The following is an 18046-nucleotide window of genomic DNA, read 5'->3' as shown; positions in this document are numbered from 1 at the left end:
GTTGACCGACAGCTTGTAGGCCGGCTCTTCGCCCTTCTCGCCCTTGAGGGTGGGGGCTGCGTCATTCAGCTGCTTGCGCAGCGCCAGAAGCGCGTCGATCTCGCAGTCGAGCGTGAGGTAGAAATGCGGGATGGTGCTTTTGGCTTCGACCAGCCTGCGCGCGATGGTCTTGCGCATGCTGTCGTGCGGGATGAGCTCGTAGGAGCCCTCCTCGAACAGCTTGAGCACAGCATCGTCGGACATCGGCTTCGGTGCAGGCGCGCCTGCTGCCGGAGCCGCCGCGGCATCGGCAGCCTTCGACGCAGGTGCCGCCTTGCCGCCCCCGGCAAGAACCGACTCGACATCGGCCTTCACCACCCTGCCCTTCGGCCCCGAACCGGAAACGGCGGAAATGTCGATGCCGGCATCCTTCGCAATCCGGCGGGCAAGCGGCGATGAAAAGGTGCGCCCACCGGACGCCCCGGAGGTCTCAGCCTGTTTCTTTTCTTGCTTCGGCGCAGGATGCTGCGACTTCGGAGCATCAGCCTCGGTCTTGGCGGGCGCTTCCGCCTTTGCCGGCTCTGCCTTCGTCTCAGCTTTAGCTGGAGGTGCTTCTCCACCCTTGGCAGCGGCAGCGGCATCCTCGCCTTCCTCGGCGAGAACCGCGATCAACGCGTTGACCTTAACGCCTTCCGTCCCCGCCGGCACGACGAGCTTTGCAACCGTGCCTTCATCAACGGCTTCCACTTCCATGGTCGCCTTGTCGGTCTCGATCTCGGCGATCACGTCGCCAGGCGAAACCTTGTCGCCTTCCTTGACCAGCCACTTGGCCAGATTGCCCTCTTCCATCGTGGGCGAAAGGGCCGGCATGGTGATGTTGATAGGCATCGCGCGGCCCTCCCTCAGCTACGGTAGGTGACGGCTTTGACCGCCTCGACGACCTCGCCGACATTCGGCAGCGCCAGCTTTTCGAGATTGGCGGCATAGGGCATCGGCACATCCTTGCCGGCGATGGTGATGACGGGCGCATCGAGATGATCGAATGCACGCTGCATCACCTGGCTGGCGATGTGGTCGCCCACCGACGATTGCGGGAAGCCCTCTTCCACCACGACAAGGCGGTTTGTCTTCTTCACGGATTCTATGACCGTGTCGAAATCGAGCGGACGGATCGTGCGCAGGTCGATGATCTCGACGTCCAGTCCCATGCCACGCAGTTCCTGCTCCGCCTTGACCACGTAGGTCATGCCGATGCCGAACGAGACGATGGTGGCGTCCTTGCCCTTCTTGTGGATGCGCGCCTTGCCGATCGGCAGAACGAAATCGTCCATCTTGGGTACGTCGAACGTCTGACCGTAGAGGATTTCGTTCTCAAGGAAGATGATCGGGTTGGGATCGCGGATGGCGGCCTTCAGCAGGCCCTTGGCGTCCGCCGCCGTGTACGGCATCACAACCTTGAGGCCGGGAATATGCCCGTACCACGCGGCGTAGCACTGCGAATGCTGCGCAGCCACGCGTGCGGCAGCGCCGTTGGGGCCGCGGAACACGATGGGCGCGCCCATCTGGCCGCCAGCCATATAGAGCGTCTTTGCGGCCGAGTTGACGATATGGTCGATCGCCTGCATCGCGAAATTGAACGTCATGAACTCGACGATCGGCTTCAGCCCCGCCATCGCAGCCCCGACGCCGACACCGGCAAAGCCATGTTCGGTAATCGGTGTGTCGACGACGCGGCGGGCACCAAATTCCTGCAGCAGTCCCTGCGTGATCTTGTAGGCGCCCTGATACTCCGCGACTTCCTCACCCATGATGAAGACGTCCTCGTCGCGGCGCATCTCCTCGGCCATGGCGTCGCGCAGCGCTTCGCGGACCGTGGTCGGCACCATCTCCGTGCCCGCCGGAATGTCCGGGTCGGCCGCAATTTCCAGCTTCGGCGCGGCAGGGACGGCGGCATCCTTGCTCGCGCTCGGCTCTTCATGGGCCTCGCGCGCCTTGCCGCCAGCGCTCCCTTCGGCCTGCGCCGGTTCGCCGGGCTTCGATTCCTTCGGCGCCTCCGCCTTTGCAGCTGCAGAAGCTGCACTAGCGTCCTCACCCTCCTGCAGGAGCACTGCGATGGGCGTGTTGACCTTCACCCCTTCGGTGCCTTCGGCAACGAGGATCTTGCCCAGCGTTCCTTCGTCGACGGCCTCGACTTCCATCGTCGCCTTGTCGGTCTCGATTTCGGCGATGACGTCGCCGGGGGCGACCTTGTCGCCTTCCTTCTTGACCCACTTGGCCAGATTGCCCTCTTCCATCGTAGGCGAGAGGGCGGGCATGAGAATTTCGATCGGCATTGTCCGCCTCCCCCTTAGAGCAGAATGTCGGTATAGAGCTCGGACGGATCCGGCTCCGGGTCGGTCTGGGCGAAGTCGGCGGCGTCGGCGACGATGTCGCGCACCTCCTTGTCGAGCGCTTTCAACTCATCCTCGGTGGCCCACTTGGCTTCCAGCAGCCGCGCCTTCACCTGCTCGATGGGGTCATGCTCGGACCGCATCTTCTGCACTTCATCCTTCGACCGGTATTTCGCCGGGTCCGACATCGAATGGCCGCGATAGCGGTAGGTCTGCATTTCCAGAATGATCGGGCCGTTGCCGGCACGGCAATGCGCCACCGCCATGTCGCCGGCCGCCTTCACCGCGCGCACGTCCATGCCGTCCACCTGGATGCCCGGAATGCGGAAAGACAGGCCGCGCTGGGAGAAGTCGGTCTCGGCCGACGAGCGCGACACCGAGGTGCCCATCGCGTAGCGGTTGTTCTCGATGATGTAGATGACCGGAAGCTTCCATAGCGATGCCATGTTGAAGCTCTCATAGACCTGGCCCTGGTTGGCCGCGCCGTCCCCGAAATAGGTCAGCGAGACATTGTCGTTGCCGCGATACCTGTTGGCGAAGGCCAGTCCCGTGCCCAGTGAGACCTGAGCGCCGACAATGCCGTGTCCCCCATAGAAGTTCTTCTCCTTGGAGAACATGTGCATGGAGCCGCCCTTGCCCTTGGAGTAGCCTCCCCGGCGTCCGGTCAGTTCGGCCATCACGCCGCGTGGGCTCATATCCATGGCAAGCATGTGGCCGTGGTCGCGATAGGCGGTAATCATCTGGTCGCCTTCGATGAGCGCCATCTGCATCCCGGTAACGACCGCTTCCTGGCCGATGTAGAGGTGGCAGAACCCGCCAATGAAGCCCATGCCGTAGAGCTGACCGGCCTTCTCCTCGAAACGCCGTATGAGCAGCATGTCGCGATAGGCCTTGAGTTCCTCCTCCTTGGAGAACTTCGCCGGAGGCGGTGTCTTGAGTGTCGGCTGGGCTTTGCCGTCTGCCTTGGATTTGGCAGACGTCTTCCTGGCGGCTGTCGCCATGGCTCGCTCCCTGTATTCGTCTCTTTGCGGACCGGGCCGGCGCATAGCCCTCCCGAATTTAAGCAAAGGCTATCATGCGCACCTGCGTTCTGCCATGCGGAAAAACGCATGGCTCACATGCACATAAGCAACTCTAATTGCACGGGATTCGGGCGATTAACCGGATTTAGATTAATTTCCAGAGACAGGCCGCATGATGACGATTTCGTCGGGAAGAGCCAGATTGAGTGCGCGTCGCGCATGCTCATCGAGCATATCCTTTTCCAGCGTTCCGTCATGCAGGAGCTGGACCCTTCGCTCCAGGTGCGTACGCTCGGCGCTCACCCGGGCCAGGTTGCCTTCCAGCATGGCGACCCGCTCTTCGAGGCGATACTTGGCATAGATGCCATACTCGCCCTGAAAGGCGTGAAATCCAAAATAGGAAAGGAACACAGCGGCAACCGCAGGAACGATCAGTGCGCCGGTGTTTCTCTTTTTATGCTGGCGTGTCCACATGGAGATGAAGCGATACTCGGATACAATCGCTGCATTGGACACCATCATGCTTAAGGGGCGGTTACCATCGCAACCGCCCCTTCGAATTTTCAGCCCTTGAGGATGCCCTTGCCGGCATAGCGCGCGCTCTTGCCGAGCTCTTCCTCGATACGCAGAAGCTGGTTGTACTTTGCGAGGCGGTCGGAGCGGGCAAGCGAGCCGGTCTTGATCTGTCCGCAATTCGTGGCGACCGCCAGATCCGCGATCGTGGAATCCTCGGTCTCGCCCGAACGGTGCGACATGACGGCGGTGTAGGCGGCCTTGTGTGCGGTCTCGACGGCGTCGAGCGTTTCGGTCAGCGAACCGATCTGATTGACCTTGACCAGGATCGAATTGGCCACGCCCATGCGGATACCGTCCTTGAGGCGGGCGGAGTTGGTGACGAAAAGGTCGTCGCCAACGAGCTGCACCTTCGAGCCGCAAAGGTCTGTCAGCGCCTTCCAGCCATCCCAGTCGTCTTCGGCCATGCCGTCCTCGATGGAGATGATCGGATAGTCGGCCGCGAGCTTTGCAAGGTACTTCGCTTGGGCCTTGGGATCGCGCGTCTTCTTCTCGCCTTCGTAGACGTAGTTGCCGTCCTTGAAAAACTCCGTCGCCGCGCAGTCGAGCGCGATGCCGACCTGCTCGCCGGGCTTGTAGCCGGCCTTCTCGATGGAGGCCATGACGAAGTCGAGCGCCGCCTGCGCGCTCTTGAGGTTCGGCGCAAAACCGCCTTCGTCGCCCACGTTGGTATTGTGCCCCGCGTCCTTCAGGCCCTTCTTGAGCGTGTGAAAGATTTCCGCACCCCAGCGGAGCCCTTCCCTGAAGCTCTCCGCGCCGACCGGCATAATCATGAATTCCTGGAAGTCGATCGGATTGTCGGCATGCGCGCCGCCATTGACGATGTTCATCATCGGGACCGGCAGCACGTGTGCGCCCGCGCCGCCCACGTAGCGGTAAAGCGGCAGGTCTGCCGCGTTGGCGGCTGCCTTGGCGACGGCCAGCGACACGCCCAGGATCGCGTTTGCGCCAAGGCGCGACTTGTTGGCGGTCCCGTCCAGCTCGATCATCGTACGGTCGATCTGGATCTGGTTTTCCGCGTCCAGACCGCCGATGGCCTCGAAGATTTCGCCGTTGACTGCATCGACTGCGCCCTTGACGCCCTTGCCCAGATAACGCGAGCCGCCGTCGCGCAGCTCGACGGCTTCATGGGCGCCGGTGGATGCGCCGGACGGCACCGCGGCGCGGCCCATCGAGCCGTCTTCCAGCACCACATCGACCTCCACGGTCGGGTTGCCGCGGCTGTCGAGAATTTCACGGCCGATGATGTCGATGATAGCAGTCATGGCGAGGTCCCTTCGATGGAGGATGGCGAGGTCGCCGCCGTCTTAACGAAAGGGCATGCAAGAGGCAATCGGATGACCGAGGCCGATACGCGACCATCCGCAAACGAAAAGCCCCGCAGCGCGGCTGCGGGGCTTGTGGTTGCCGATGGCCTGATCTTTAGACCCAGTAAGGCGGAACCTTGTAGTAGCTGTAGGAGGCATCGCGCACCTTGTGCCCGTCGCCGCCCGTCAGCTCGTTGATGTCGTGCACGGGTGCAGCCTGAAGCTGCTCTTTGCTGAACGGCACGACATAGCCGCCGCGAGAGGGCTCGTAGTCCAGCGTCGACCACGGAATCGCGTGGTATTTTTCACCGATGCCGAGGAAGCCGCCAAAGCCGATCACCGCGAACATGATGCTGTTCGAGGTCTTGTCGAGCATGACATCCTCGATCGTCCCGATGTGCTTGCCTTCGGTGTTGTAGACGTCGGTGCCAATGACGCGCGAAGCCTGAATTGCTTCGGTGTGTCCAGTTGCAGTGGCCATTTGTTTGCTCCTTGTCTGTTCGCCGCCCTGTCAGTCTTCAATGTTGGACAAGGCGCGAAGTTCCGGGAGCGGACGACAGGGGCCGCTATCGTGATTTGGCGATGCGGTCGAACTCCATGAGCGTTTCTATCAGGCGCGGCATGTCCCTAAGCGGCACCATGTTGGGGCCGTCCGAGGGCGCATTGTCGGGGTCCTGGTGCGTCTCGATGAACACGCCGGCGACACCGACCGCGACAGCCGCGCGCGCCAGCGTCTCGACGAAACGGCGCTCTCCCCCGCTGGAGCCGCCCTGCCCGCCGGGCTGCTGGACGGAATGGGTGGCGTCGAAAATGACCGGCGCGCCCGTCTCGGCCATGATCGGCAGCGCGCGCATGTCGGATACGAGCGTGTTGTAGCCGAACGAGGCTCCGCGTTCGGTCACCAGCACATTTGCGTTTCCGGAGCCTGTTACCTTGGCAACGACGTTCTTCATGTCCCATGGCGCGAGGAATTGACCCTTCTTGACGTTAACGACCTTGCCGGTTGCGGCGGCGGCGATCAGAAGGTCGGTCTGGCGCGACAGGAAGGCGGGTATCTGCAGGATGTCCACAGCTTCGGCCACCGCCGCGCACTGTTCTTCGGTGTGGACATCCGTGAGCACTGGCAGATGAAGATTGCTGCGGATATCGGCGAAGATCGGCAACGCGGCGTCGAGGCCGGCCCCGCGCCTGCCCGACAGCGAAGTGCGGTTGGCCTTGTCGAAAGAGGACTTGTAGACGAGGCCGATGCCCAGGCTCGCGCACATCTCCTTGAGCGCGCCGGCCATGTCGAATGCATGCTGCCGGGATTCGAGCTGGCACGGTCCGGCGATCAGCGAGAGCGGGCCGGTGTTGGAAAAGCGGACATCGCCCGCGCTCACCACAGAGTTGGCAGCGTTCATTTCGTCTCCTCGAAAAGGAAATCAGCCCCCTGCCCCGCTGTAGCGGGGACAAGGATTCGGTTGTCGCGCATCTCGTATCCGATGCCTTTGGCGCTGAACAGCGCTACCGCGGCGTCGAGATCGCCCACGCCGAACGTTACCCAGACGAGCCGCGTGCTGCCGGTATGAGCGGCAATGTCGATTACCCCGTTGGCAAGATCTATGACGAAGCCGGAAGGACCGGCAGGCCGCGCCACACTGTCCGACGCAAGGGCGACAAGACGGGCGAATGCATCCGTATCGTCCGATACAGCATGAATCCCGGCTAGGCGCACCGCAGTGTTCGGGTGACGTTCCAGCGCAGATCGGTCGATGGCCGGTACCCTCCTGCGTTCGCAGGTGAATAAGAATGCCCCCGGCGACCCGTCCGTGGCAAAGGCGAGCCGGAAGGAAGCGGTGTCCGCTTTTCCGTCCGCACCCACGGAGGGGCGGGAAAACTCGACCATGTCGCCGCCAGATATTCCCAGCCTCAGGAATGCGTCGTGATCGTCGGTCGCATCCTTCGTGGATAACACGATCGCAGATAGGCCTTCCTCGCCTTGAGCTGCACGGAACATGCGGTCGCGTGCAACGAAACTGTTGCCGTCTGACACGGCTTTCTCGACCGCCGCCGCGTCACCGACCGCCAGTGGCTCGATGAAGGTGCCGTCGGCGAAATAGACGCAAGCATTGACCGTGCCGAACGGGTGGACGCCTTGAGGCGCGACGGTGAAACCCAGAGCCGCCAGCCGCATCTGCGCCACGCCGAGGTCGGCCGTCGGCATGACGAGGTGGTCGAGTGCACGTGGTGCGACTGCTGTTTCAGGCATGGCTGCGGTTTGCCCCAATCGGCCACCGCGTGCAAGCCCGAGCGAGTTCTATTCGAGGATAGGCCCGACACCGTCCATCGCCGCGGCCGGTGCGATTGCGAGCTCCTGAAGGCCGCCGAGAAAGGCGGATACGACCTCCCATGCTCCATGCTCGAACATGTCGTCGTGCGAGGCTTCCGGGAAGACGTGGAGTTGCGACAATGTTTCGTTGATTGAAGCAAGAAGCGTCGCGAACGATGCCGGCGTGACCGTATCGCGCTCGCCCGCCAGAAGCAGAACCGGCGCGTCGATCGCAGCGTAGCGCGACCGGGTATCGAAGCGCGACCTGACCAGAAACAACGGCATCTGGCGTGCGTTATGTCCGACGATGTCGCGAAAGGACGTGAACGGTGCCTCCAGCACCACGCCCACAGGCTTCGAATGCGCAGCAATGTAGCTGGCGATGCCCGTGCCCATCGAATAGCCGTAGAGGACGATGCCGTTAGGCGCGAGCCGGTTTTCGGCCACCTTTTCAAGGAGCCTCGTGGCATCCCGGTACAGTCGGTCCTCGCTAGGGCGCCCGGGGTTGCCGCCATACCCGCGATAACCCGCCAGCATGAGACCGTATCCCTGCTCCGCGAGGTTGAAGAGGTGGCGCGGCTTCTTGATGACATCTCCCGCTCGTCCGGGAAAATAGACGATCACCGGCTTACCGGCACGCGGCGGATGATACCAGGACCGCAGCACGAGCCCGTCATGAGTGGTCAGATCGATGGGCTGCAACTCGACGTCGCTGTCGAGTTCGAAAAGGCTGAGCGCCAGTCGCTCCTTGAAAAGCAGTACTTCGGGCGCAGTAGACAGCGCGGCCAGCAGCACACCTACCGCCGCGAAGACCGAACCCAACATCCACCCGTGGCTCGACAGCAAGCCGAAAACTCTGGTCACGCAACGCCCCGTTCGCCCGGAGGCGCCATTTCGACGCCCTGCCAATCGCCCCAGTCTGACGCAGATTTTGTTGCCGAATCGTTTGCGCCGACAAGAACAGAATATTCAGCGAATATGTGCCGCTGTCGGACAAGCCGGCCAATCACGAATGCGAGATTTCAGACCAGTCGGCTCTGGTCCATCGCAGCGTTGATGAAGCTTGCAAACAGGGGATGCGGCTCAAGCGGACGCGACTTCAGTTCCGGGTGGTACTGTACACCGATGAACCAGGGATGATCCGCATATTCGACCGTCTCAGGCAGCACGCCGTCGGGCGACATGCCGGAAAACACGAGCCCGCATTCCTCCAGCCGCTCCTTGTAGTCCACGTTCACTTCGTAGCGGTGGCGGTGGCGTTCCGATATCTGCGTGCCGCCGTAGATATCGGCGATCCTGGTGCCTTCCTTCAGCGCCGCCTTGTATGCGCCCAGGCGCATCGTGCCGCCGAGGTCGCCGGAGGCCTTGCGCTTCTCAAGCATGTTGCCCTTGAGCCATTCCGTCATCAGGCCGACGACGGGCTCCTTCGTCTCTCCGAACTCGGTCGAGGACGCATTGTCGATGCCCGCCAGCGAGCGCGCCGCCTCGATACAGGCCATCTGCATGCCGAAGCAGATACCGAAATACGGCACCTTGCGCTCGCGGGCGAATTTGGCGGCGAGTATCTTGCCTTCCGAGCCGCGCTCCCCGAAGCCTCCGGGAACCAGGATGCCGTGCACCTTCTCGAGGAACGGCGCGGGGTCTTCCTTCTCGAAGACTTCCGACTCGATCCATTCGAGCTTCACGCGCACACGGTTCGCCATGCCGCCATGGGCCAGCGCCTCGATCAGCGACTTATAGGCGTCCTTGAGGCCGGTGTATTTGCCCACGATGGCGATGGTGACCTCGCCTTCCGGGTTGTGGATGCGCTCGGCGACCCCCTGCCAGGGCTCCATGCGGGGCTTCGGCGCCGGATCGATGCCGAATGCTGCCAGCACCTCGCCGTCCAGCCCTTCCTTGTGGTAGGCCATCGGCACGTCGTAGATGTGCGCAACGTCGAGCGCTTGGATAACCGCCGACTCGCGCACGTTGCAGAACAGCGACAGCTTGCGGCGCTCTTCCTTCGGGATCGAACGGTCGGCGCGCACCAGAAGAATGTCGGGCGCGATGCCGATGGAGCGCAACTCCTTCACCGAGTGCTGGGTCGGCTTGGTCTTGAGTTCACCAGCCGCCGGTATCCACGGCATAAGCGTGAGGTGGATGTAGACCGCCTGCCCGCGCGGAAGGTCGTTGCCCAGCTGGCGGATGGCTTCGAGGAACGGCATCGCCTCGATGTCGCCGACGGTGCCGCCGATCTCGCACAGCACGAAGTCGTAGTCTTCGTTGCCTTCCAGCACGAAATTCTTGATCTCGTCGGTAACGTGCGGGATCACCTGCACCGTCGCGCCGAGATAGTCGCCGCGCCGCTCGCGTTCGATGATGTTCTTGTAGATGCGGCCGGTGGTAATGTTGTCCTGCTGGTTCGCGGACCGACCGGTGAAACGCTCGTAGTGGCCGAGGTCGAGATCGGTCTCAGCGCCATCGTCCGTCACGAACACTTCGCCGTGCTGGTAGGGCGACATCGTGCCCGGATCGACGTTGAGGTAGGGGTCGAGCTTGCGGATTCGCACACGATAGCCGCGCGCCTGCAGGAGGGCTCCGAGAGCCGCTGCGGCAATGCCTTTACCGAGTGAGGAAACCACGCCGCCGGTGATGAAAACGTATCGCGCCATGGGAGTCGTCGCTTACCCCGATAAGAGTGATTCCACCAGTGAAAACTTGCCGGGCCAAGGTTTTCCCCCGGCCAAACAAAAGGGCCGGCACCCGCCGGCCCTTCATTGCCGCCATCGGCGACGAATTACTGACCGCTAGGAACCTGCGGCTGCGCCGGTTCTGCGGGTGCCGAGGGAGGTGTCTCCTCGCCGCCGAGTTGATCGAGAACGCCGCCCTGCCCCGAAGGCGCACCCTGCTCGCCAACCGGGATGCGGTCGAAGATGTCGGTCGGCCGGTCGCCGTAGCGGGCAAGGATCGACAGGGCCAGCGACGTAGCGAAGAACGCGACCGCCAGCATCGCGGTCGCCCGCGTCAGCGTGTTGGCCGCCCCGCGCGCCGTCATGAAGCCGGAGCCGCCGCCGATCCCGAGGCCGCCGCCTTCCGAACGCTGCAGCAGGACCACGCCGACAAGGGCGATGACGACCATCAGGTGAATGACGATGAGAACAGTTTGCATGTTTCAATCCGGATATTTCACGCGCAACGCCGCGCCGGCATTGCAGCGGACGCGGCTCATTACACGCCTTTGCAACGCTTTCCAACCCATATGGGCCGGCTTGCACCGCCAAAAAAGGCCGACGCGGGAAAAATCTCAGCCAATGGAAAGGTAGGCTTCGGCGATACCGAGGAAATCGGCGGCCTTGAGACTTGCCCCGCCAACCAGCGCGCCATCGACATTCTGCACAGCCAGAAGCTCCACCGCGTTGGACGGCTTGACGGAGCCGCCATAGAGGATGCGCGTGCGTGCAGCCTCGGCACCGATAGCCTTTTCCAGTTCGGCGCGAATATGCGCATGCGCCTCCGCAACGTCGTCGACAGAGGGCGTGAGGCCAGTCCCTATGGCCCAGACCGGCTCGTATGCAATCACCGTCGTCGCGTGGGTCGCGCTCGACGGCACAGATCCTGCAACCTGCCTGGAAAGCACTTCGAGCGTGCGGCCCGCTTCCCGCTCCTCACGCGTCTCGCCGATACAGATTATCGAGATAAGCCCCGCCCGCCACGCGCCGCGTGCCTTTGCATGAACGATCGCGTCCGTTTCGCCATGATCGGTACGCCGCTCCGAATGCCCGACGATAGCAAACGAAGCGCCGGCATCCTTGAGCATCTCAGCCGATATGTCGCCGGTGTGGGCGCCTGCCTCTTTTGCATGACAGTCCTGTCCGCCCGATTTGACCGGCGTGCGGTGCAGGATTTCCGATGCGCGCCAAAGCAGCGTGGCGGGAACGCAGACCAGCGCGTCGGTCGCTGTTTCCAGCCCCTTCATGAAACCGTTGCCGATGGCGATCAGTTCGCTCAGCGAGGCGCTCGTGCCGTTCATCTTCCAGTTGCCGGCGACGAGCGGGCGGATACCGGGTGTCATCTGGAGCGTCCCCTTGCTTTGGTCTTGCTGCTGGGTTCTCCTACCAAAAACGAGGCACAAAGCAATCGACACCGGCCGGGAAGGACGGTATTGCCGTTCTTCACATCAGGTAACCGGAAGACGATATGCTCGACTCTCTCAGAAACGCCGCCAGATCGTGGGTCGCCAAGCTGCTGCTCATGCTGCTCGTACTCAGCTTTGCGGTGTGGGGCATTTCCGGGCAGATTTTCGGCGGGCTGGGAAACAACGTGCTCGTGGCCGGCGACACGCGGGTTTCGGTGCTTGAGTACCGCCTTGCCTACGATCGCCAGCTTTCCATGCTGTCGCAGCAGTTCGGCACGCCCGTCACGCGCGAGCAGGCGCAGATGTTCGGCGTGGACAACCGCGTATTGGCGCAACTGTCGGCCGGCGCGGTGCTGGACGAACAGGCTCGCGAGATGCGCCTTGGTGTTTCGCGCGATCGTCTGGCGCAGCTCACTGCCGAGGACGCGGCGTTTCAGGGCCCCGACGGTCGTTTTGACCGCAACCAGTTCGACTGGACACTGCGCCAGATTGGTATGCGCCCGGAGGACTATCTGAAGAATCGCGAACAGGCCGCTGTGCGCCAGCAGATCATCGAGGCGGTCTCGGATGGTCTTGTTGCGCCCGACACGTTCCTGCGCGCCGTCTCGCTTTATCAGGGCGAGGATCGCACCGTCGAATATCTTGTCCTGCCGCGTTCCGTGGTCGAACCCGTTGACGCTCCCTCCGAAGAGGCCGTTACTGCCTTCTTTGACGAGAACAAGGCCGACTACGCCGCCCCCGAATACCGTCGGATATCCTACGTCAAGCTCGAACCCTCGGATATCGCGGACCCTTCGGCCGTCGATGATGCACAGGCACGCGAATATTACGAAGGCAACCGCGACCGGTTCACGAATGCCGAGCAGCGCCGTATCGAGCAGCTCGTTTTCGCCAACGAAGACGAGGCGAACGCGGCGCTGGAAAAGGTGCGCGGCGGAGCGTCGTTCGAGGAGATCGTAGCCGAGCAAGGCAAGTCGATGGGCGACGTTGAACTCGGCACCTTCGAGAAGGAGCGTGTCGCCGACGCAGCAATCGCCGAGGCCGCGTTTGGCCTTCCCGAGGGGGAGGTCAGCGATGTCGTGGCGGGCGCCTTCGGCCCGATCCTGCTTCGCGTGACCGAGGTGACACCAGAGGTCGCCCGGCCATTTGAGGAAGTGGCACAGGAAATCCGACAGGATGTCGCGCTCGACGAGGCGCACCGCATTCTGCAGGAGGTCTACGACGGCTACGAAGATGCCCGCGCCGCCGGCGAATCCATGACGGAGGCCGCCGCGCGCAACAGGCTCCGGGTCGTCGACATCGAACCAGTCGATCGCAACGGCCTGACACCAGACGGCCAGACCATGACGGGCGTGCCTCTGATGAGAGAACTTCTCGAAGACGCCTTCGACACGGAGGTGGGTGTCGAAAATCCGCCGCTGAACATCGGATCGGCCGGCTATCTTTTCTACGAGGTCGAGGAGATCGTGCCGGCGCGGGAACGCACGCTTGATGAAGTTCGCGACGAGGTCGTTGCAGACTGGACCGAACAGGAGGCAGCCCGGCTTCTGGCGGCGCGCTCATCCGAAATTCAGCAGGAGCTGGAAGGCGGTAAGAACCTCGCCGAGATAGCCGGTGAACTCGAGTTGGAGGTGCAGACCCGGCGCGGGCTGAAACGCGACTCCGACGACGCCGAGATGGGCCAGGCAGGTGTCGATGCGATCTTTTCCGTGGCGCGTGGCGAGACAGGTGCCTTTACCAACGACGCCGGCGACGGCCAGGTCGTGTTTCGTGTGACCGATGTGGTCGTGCCCGTCGATGCCGGCCCAGAGGCCATCCCGGAATCGACGCGCGATAGCCTCGCTTCGGCCTTCGCGGATGACCTGCTCGACCAGCTCGTCGCTCGCCTCCAGACCGTCTACCCGGTGACGGTGGACCGCGGCGCCATACAGCAGGCACTGAGCTTCTGAGCCGGCGATGAGCGATTTCAAGGCGCATATCGCGAAGGTCGCCGAGGGAAAGCCCCTCTCCTTCGAGGAAGCGCGTGACGCGTTCGACATCATGATGTCGGGCCAGGCAACGCCGAGCCAGATCGGCGGCTTCCTCATGGCGCTTCGGACACGCGGCGAAACCGTCGACGAGATATCCGGCGCGGTGGCGACCATGCGCGCCAAGATGCTGCCGGTGCGTGCGCCGGCCAATGCCATTGATATCGTCGGCACCGGAGGGGACGCATCCGGGACCTACAACGTCTCCACCTGTGCCGCCTTCATAGTTGCTGGCGCCGGCGTGCCCGTTGCCAAGCACGGCAACCGTGCGCTTTCCTCCAAGTCTGGCGCGGCCGACGCGCTGGCGGCGCTTGGGGTGAACATCGAGATCGGACCGGACACCATAGCGGCCTGCATCGAGGAAGCCGGCGTCGGCTTCATGTTCGCGCCCGCCCACCATTCCGCGATGCGCCATGTGGGCGCATCCCGTGTCGAGCTGGGCACGCGGACGATCTTCAATCTGCTGGGTCCACTTTCCAATCCGGCAGGCGTGAAGCGCCAGCTCGTCGGGGTCTTCTCGCCGCAATGGGTCGAGCCCATCGCGCAGGTCCTGAAAGGGCTGGGAGCCGAATCCGTTTGGGTGGTCCACGGTGACGGGCTCGATGAAATGACGACCGCCGGCACGACTAAGGTCGCCGCGCTTGAAAACGGCAAGATACGCACGTTCGAGATGAAACCCGAGGATGTCGGGCTGGACCCTGCGCGCCCGGAAGATTTGAAGGGCGCGGACGCGCAACACAATGCGAAAGCCCTGCGTGCCGTGCTGTCGGGCGAAAAGGGCCCCTATCGTGACATCGCCGTCCTCAATGCGGCCGGAGCACTGGTCGTCGCAGGCAAAGCGAAGTCGCTGAAGGATGCGGTGGACATGGCGGCTCGTTCGATCGACAACGGTTCCGCCGCATCGGCTCTCGAACTGCTCGTGCATGTCTCCAGTCGGGAAAAGCACGCATGACGGATATCCTGCGCAAGATCGAAACCTACAAGCGCGAGGAGATCGCTGCTGCAAAGGCCGCGCTGCCGCTTGGCGAAGTAAAGGCGCGCGCCGCCGAGATGGACCCGCCACGAGGTTTCCGGGCGGCGCTGCAGGCCAGACAGGCGGCAGGCCAGTTCGCGCTCATTGCGGAGATCAAAAAGGCCAGCCCTTCCAAAGGCCTGATCCGTGCCGATTTCGATCCGCCCGCACTTGCACGCGCCTACGAGGCTGGCGGCGCTGCGTGCCTCTCGGTGCTGACAGACATGCCTTCCTTTCAGGGCGCGCCGGAGTTCCTCACGGCCGCCCGCGCTGCCACCAGCCTCCCTGCGCTCCGCAAGGATTTCATGTTCGAGACCTATCAGGTCCATGAGGCACGTAGCTGGGGCGCGGATGCAATCCTCATCATCATGGCGAGCCTTTCCGATGACGAAGCGCGCTCGCTGGAAGACGAAGCGCACGCCATCGGCATGGACGTGCTGGTGGAGGTTCACGACGAGCGGGAGCTGGAGCGCGCGCTTGCGCAGCTGTCTTCGCCTCTGATCGGCATCAACAACCGCAACCTGCGCACGTTCGAGGTGAGCCTTGAAACCTCGGAGCGGCTGGCGAAGATGATCCCGGCTGATCGCATCATCGTCGGCGAGAGCGGCATCTTTACGCATGAAGACTGCGTGCGCTTGTCGAAGGCGAACATCTCGACATTTCTCATCGGCGAAAGCCTAATGCGCCAGGATGATGTGACTTCGGCTACCCGTGCGATGCTCGGTCTCGATGCGCCGCGACGCGCGGCTGCGGGCTGACGCGTCATGGCCCGGCTGACACATCTGGGTGCGTCCGGCGAGGCCAACATGGTCGACGTAGGTTCCAAGGACGAAACGCAGCGCACCGCCGTCGCGCAGGGTGTGGTGACAATGCTGCCCGCAACCTTGCAGATGATCCTGGCCGGCGACTCCAAGAAGGGCGACGTGCTCGGCACCGCGCGCATCGCCGGCATCATGGCGGCAAAGCGCACGCACGAACTCATACCGCTGTGCCATCCTTTGCTGCTGACCAAGGTGTCCGTAGAAATCGAGCCTGATGAGGCGCTGCCCGGCCTGCGCGTCACGGCGCTGGCTCGCGTCACCGGCAAGACCGGCGTGGAGATGGAAGCGCTCACGGCGGCGTCAGTCGCCTGCCTGACCATCTACGACATGGCAAAGGCGGTTGATCGGGCGATGACCATCTCCGACATCAGGCTTGTCGAGAAGAGCGGCGGCAAGTCGGGCGACTACCGCTACCCGGAGGCCTGACATGGCCGGGCTGATGCCGGTGGACGAGGCTCTGGCGCGGCTGCTGGCCGATGTCCGCCCGCTTCCCTCCGAAGATGTTTCCATCGATCAGGCAGCCGGGCGCGTTTTGGCGCAGGGCATCGTCGCGCGCCGCACCCAGCCGCCTTTCGATGCCTCGGCCATGGACGGCTATGCCGTGCGCGCGGACGACGTAGCCAACCCACCCAAGGCACTTCAAGTCATCGGCGAATCCATTGCCGGAAAGCGGTTCGAAGGAGAGGTCGGCCCCGGCCAGGCAGTTCGTATATTCACCGGCGCACCTCTGCCGCGCGGCAGCAACGCCGTCCTCTTGCAGGAAGACGCCAGGGTAGCCGCTGATGGCCTCGTCGAGGCGCTCGAGGCCGTTGCTCCGGGTCGCCACATACGCCGCTCCGGCCTGGACTTTGAAGCTGGCGATGCCCTGTTGCCGGCAGGCAGGTTTCTCGACCCCGCGGCTCTGTCGCTGGCGGCGGCGGCCAACCACCCTCACCTCCCGGTGGTGTGCAAGCCGCTGGTCGCCATTCTGGCCACCGGCAGCGAACTGGTTGCGCCGGGTGACACACCTGGCCAGGACCAGATCGTGGCATCCAATGGATACGGCGTGGCGGCGCTCGCCGCGGCCGCGGGAGCTGAAATCCTCGACCTCGGCATAGAGCCCGACGACCGGGCACTGCTAGCCGCCAGTGTGCGCCGGGCACTTGAGGCGGGCGCTGACGTCATCGTGACGCTGGGTGGAGCGTCCGTCGGCGATCATGATCTTGTGCGTGAAGTGCTGACCGGCGAGGGCATGGCGCTTGATTTCTGGAAGATCGCCATGCGGCCCGGCAAACCGCTGATGTTTGGGCGCTTTGGCGACGTGCGGGTGCTCGGCCTGCCGGGCAACCCGGTCTCCAGTCTCGTCTGTGCGCACCTGTTCCTGAAGCCGCTGGTCGCGAAGCTCGCCGGCCGGGCATTCACCCCGGACATTCGCGAAGCCTTTCTCGGCGAACCGATGAAGGCCAACGACCATCGCCGCGACTATGTGCGCGCGCTGGCCGAACAGGTGGGCGGTCGGCTGATCGTAACACCGTTCGGTACGCAGGATTCGTCGATGTTGAAGACGCTTGCGGCAGCGAACGCATTGCTGATCCGCGAGCCTCACGCACCCGCCGCGCAGGCCGGTGAGCCCTGCCGCGCGTTGATGCTGCGCTGACGCGTTGTTTCGGTTTTGGTTTCCGGCAGCCTAAGGAATTCATTAAAATTTAAACAGTTGCGGAACACAACTGGAACAGATAGTGTTTGTTCTGGTTTTGTTTATGGGCTGATTCCGTAGGGGCAACAGATGCTTACGCGCAAACAACACGAGCTGCTTCTCTTCATCCACGAAAGGTTGAAGGAAACCGGCATCCCCCCGTCTTTCGATGAAATGAAGGAAGCCCTCGACCTCGCCTCTAAGTCCGGCATCCACCGTTTGATAACGGCGCTGGAGGAGCGCGGCTTCATTCGCCGCCTGCCCAACCGCGCGCGTGCGCTGGAGGTGCTGAGGCTTCCGGATTCGATTGCGCCGGGATTGAACGCGGCGAGGAAGTTCTCGCCCAGCGTCATCCAGGGCAGTCTCGGCCGCGCCCCCGAGCCGGCGCGTGTTCGCGCTCCCTCCAATGACGATGATGCGACGGCGTCGGTATCCATTCCGGTCATGGGCCGCATCGCCGCCGGTGTGCCGATAGAGGCGATCCAGCACAAGACGCATTCGATCAGTGTTCCGCCGGAGATGCTTTCTGGCGGCGAGCACTATGCTCTTGAGGTCAGGGGCGATTCGATGATCGACGCCGGTATCTTCGATGGCGACACGGTCATCATCAAGGATGGGCAGACGGCAAACCCCGGCGACATCGTCGTGGCGCTGGTTGACGACGAGGAAGCGACGCTCAAGCGTTTCCGGCGCAAAGGCGCATCGATCGCGCTCGAGGCGGCGAACCCAGCCTACGAGACGCGCATCTTCGGGCCTGACCGGGTGAAGGTGCAAGGTCGGCTTGTAGGTCTCATCCGCCGCTATTGAGCCGAGCCGTC

At 63.3% G+C, this 18046-nt stretch carries 18 protein-coding genes; 6 read left to right on the top strand and 12 right to left on the bottom strand.

From position 1 onward, the window contains the following. From FY036_RS07245 to tpiA, 12 genes are all read right to left on the bottom strand, one after another. The coding region (locus FY036_RS07245) for a biotin/lipoyl-containing protein (RefSeq protein ID WP_148914043.1) at nt 1-867 on the bottom strand (867 nt) is incomplete at its 3' end. A 14-nt stretch (nt 868-881) separates the two neighbouring features. Further along, nucleotides 882-2312: a pyruvate dehydrogenase complex E1 component subunit beta gene (locus FY036_RS07240; RefSeq protein WP_148914042.1), complete on the bottom strand. Its 1431-nt coding sequence runs from the start codon at nt 2310-2312 to the stop codon at nt 882-884. 14 nt (nt 2313-2326) lie between these two features. Then, nucleotides 2327-3370 (bottom strand): pyruvate dehydrogenase (acetyl-transferring) E1 component subunit alpha, encoded by a 1044-nt coding sequence (gene pdhA / locus FY036_RS07235; RefSeq protein WP_148914041.1) that lies wholly within the window; start codon nt 3368-3370, stop codon nt 2327-2329. 171 nt (nt 3371-3541) lie between these two features. Continuing rightward, nucleotides 3542-3865, bottom strand: a complete 324-nt coding sequence (locus tag FY036_RS07230; protein ID WP_148914055.1) for an FtsB family cell division protein — start codon at nt 3863-3865, stop codon at nt 3542-3544. A gap of 89 nt (nt 3866-3954) precedes the next feature. Further along, nucleotides 3955-5229: a phosphopyruvate hydratase gene (gene eno / locus FY036_RS07225; RefSeq protein WP_148914040.1), complete on the bottom strand. Its 1275-nt coding sequence runs from the start codon at nt 5227-5229 to the stop codon at nt 3955-3957. 157 nt (nt 5230-5386) lie between these two features. Further along, nucleotides 5387-5752, bottom strand: a complete 366-nt coding sequence (locus FY036_RS07220) for a PRC-barrel domain-containing protein (protein ID WP_148914039.1) — start codon at nt 5750-5752, stop codon at nt 5387-5389. Between the two features lie 85 nt (nt 5753-5837). Then, nucleotides 5838-6671, bottom strand: a complete 834-nt coding sequence (gene kdsA / locus FY036_RS07215; RefSeq protein ID WP_148914038.1) for a 3-deoxy-8-phosphooctulonate synthase — start codon at nt 6669-6671, stop codon at nt 5838-5840. Continuing rightward, entirely contained in the window at nt 6668-7519 is an 852-nt protein-coding gene (locus FY036_RS07210; RefSeq protein ID WP_148914037.1) for a VOC family protein, read from the bottom strand. Before FY036_RS07210 ends, kdsA begins: the two co-directional genes overlap by 4 nt. A 48-nt stretch (nt 7520-7567) precedes the next feature. Continuing rightward, nucleotides 7568-8443, bottom strand: a complete 876-nt coding sequence (locus tag FY036_RS07205) for an alpha/beta hydrolase (RefSeq protein ID WP_148914036.1) — start codon at nt 8441-8443, stop codon at nt 7568-7570. A 158-nt stretch (nt 8444-8601) separates the two neighbouring features. Next, nucleotides 8602-10230 carry a CTP synthase gene (locus FY036_RS07200; RefSeq protein ID WP_148914035.1) on the bottom strand — a complete coding sequence of 543 codons (1629 nt, stop codon included), beginning with the start codon at nt 10228-10230 and terminating at the stop codon, nt 8602-8604. A 125-nt stretch (nt 10231-10355) separates the two neighbouring features. Next, complete coding sequence (secG, locus tag FY036_RS07195; RefSeq protein WP_148914034.1) at nt 10356-10727, bottom strand: preprotein translocase subunit SecG; 372 nt, start codon at nt 10725-10727, stop codon at nt 10356-10358. A gap of 135 nt (nt 10728-10862) precedes the next feature. Next, nucleotides 10863-11630: a triose-phosphate isomerase gene (gene tpiA / locus FY036_RS07190; protein ID WP_148914033.1), complete on the bottom strand. Its 768-nt coding sequence runs from the start codon at nt 11628-11630 to the stop codon at nt 10863-10865. 125 nt (nt 11631-11755) lie between these two features. On the opposite strand from tpiA, the gene FY036_RS07185 reads away from it, so the two are divergent. From FY036_RS07185 to lexA, 6 genes are all read left to right on the top strand, one after another. Next, nucleotides 11756-13642 (top strand): SurA N-terminal domain-containing protein, encoded by a 1887-nt coding sequence (locus FY036_RS07185; RefSeq protein ID WP_148914032.1) that lies wholly within the window; start codon nt 11756-11758, stop codon nt 13640-13642. A gap of 7 nt (nt 13643-13649) precedes the next feature. Next, nucleotides 13650-14672 (top strand): anthranilate phosphoribosyltransferase, encoded by a 1023-nt coding sequence (trpD, locus tag FY036_RS07180; protein ID WP_148914031.1) that lies wholly within the window; start codon nt 13650-13652, stop codon nt 14670-14672. Further along, a complete protein-coding gene (gene trpC, locus FY036_RS07175) occupies nt 14669-15490 on the top strand; it encodes an indole-3-glycerol phosphate synthase TrpC (RefSeq protein ID WP_148914030.1) in 822 nt (273 codons plus the stop codon). The genes trpD and trpC overlap by 4 nt, the downstream gene beginning before the upstream one ends. Before the next feature lie 6 nt (nt 15491-15496). Next, nucleotides 15497-15979: a cyclic pyranopterin monophosphate synthase MoaC gene (gene moaC, locus FY036_RS07170; RefSeq protein ID WP_148914029.1), complete on the top strand. Its 483-nt coding sequence runs from the start codon at nt 15497-15499 to the stop codon at nt 15977-15979. 1 nt (nt 15980) lies between these two features. Beyond that, nucleotides 15981-17189 carry a molybdopterin molybdotransferase MoeA gene (locus tag FY036_RS07165; protein ID WP_148914028.1) on the top strand — a complete coding sequence of 403 codons (1209 nt, stop codon included), beginning with the start codon at nt 15981-15983 and terminating at the stop codon, nt 17187-17189. Between the two features lie 129 nt (nt 17190-17318). After that, a complete protein-coding gene (lexA, locus tag FY036_RS07160) occupies nt 17319-18035 on the top strand; it encodes a transcriptional repressor LexA (RefSeq protein WP_148914027.1) in 717 nt (238 codons plus the stop codon). The last annotated feature ends 11 nt before the right edge of the window (nt 18036-18046 follow it).

It is taken from the genome of Neoaquamicrobium microcysteis (assembly GCF_008180155.1).
GTDB lineage: Bacteria > Pseudomonadota > Alphaproteobacteria > Rhizobiales > Rhizobiaceae > Aerobium > Aerobium microcysteis.
This window is presented reverse-complemented; position numbering and strand designations above follow the sequence as displayed.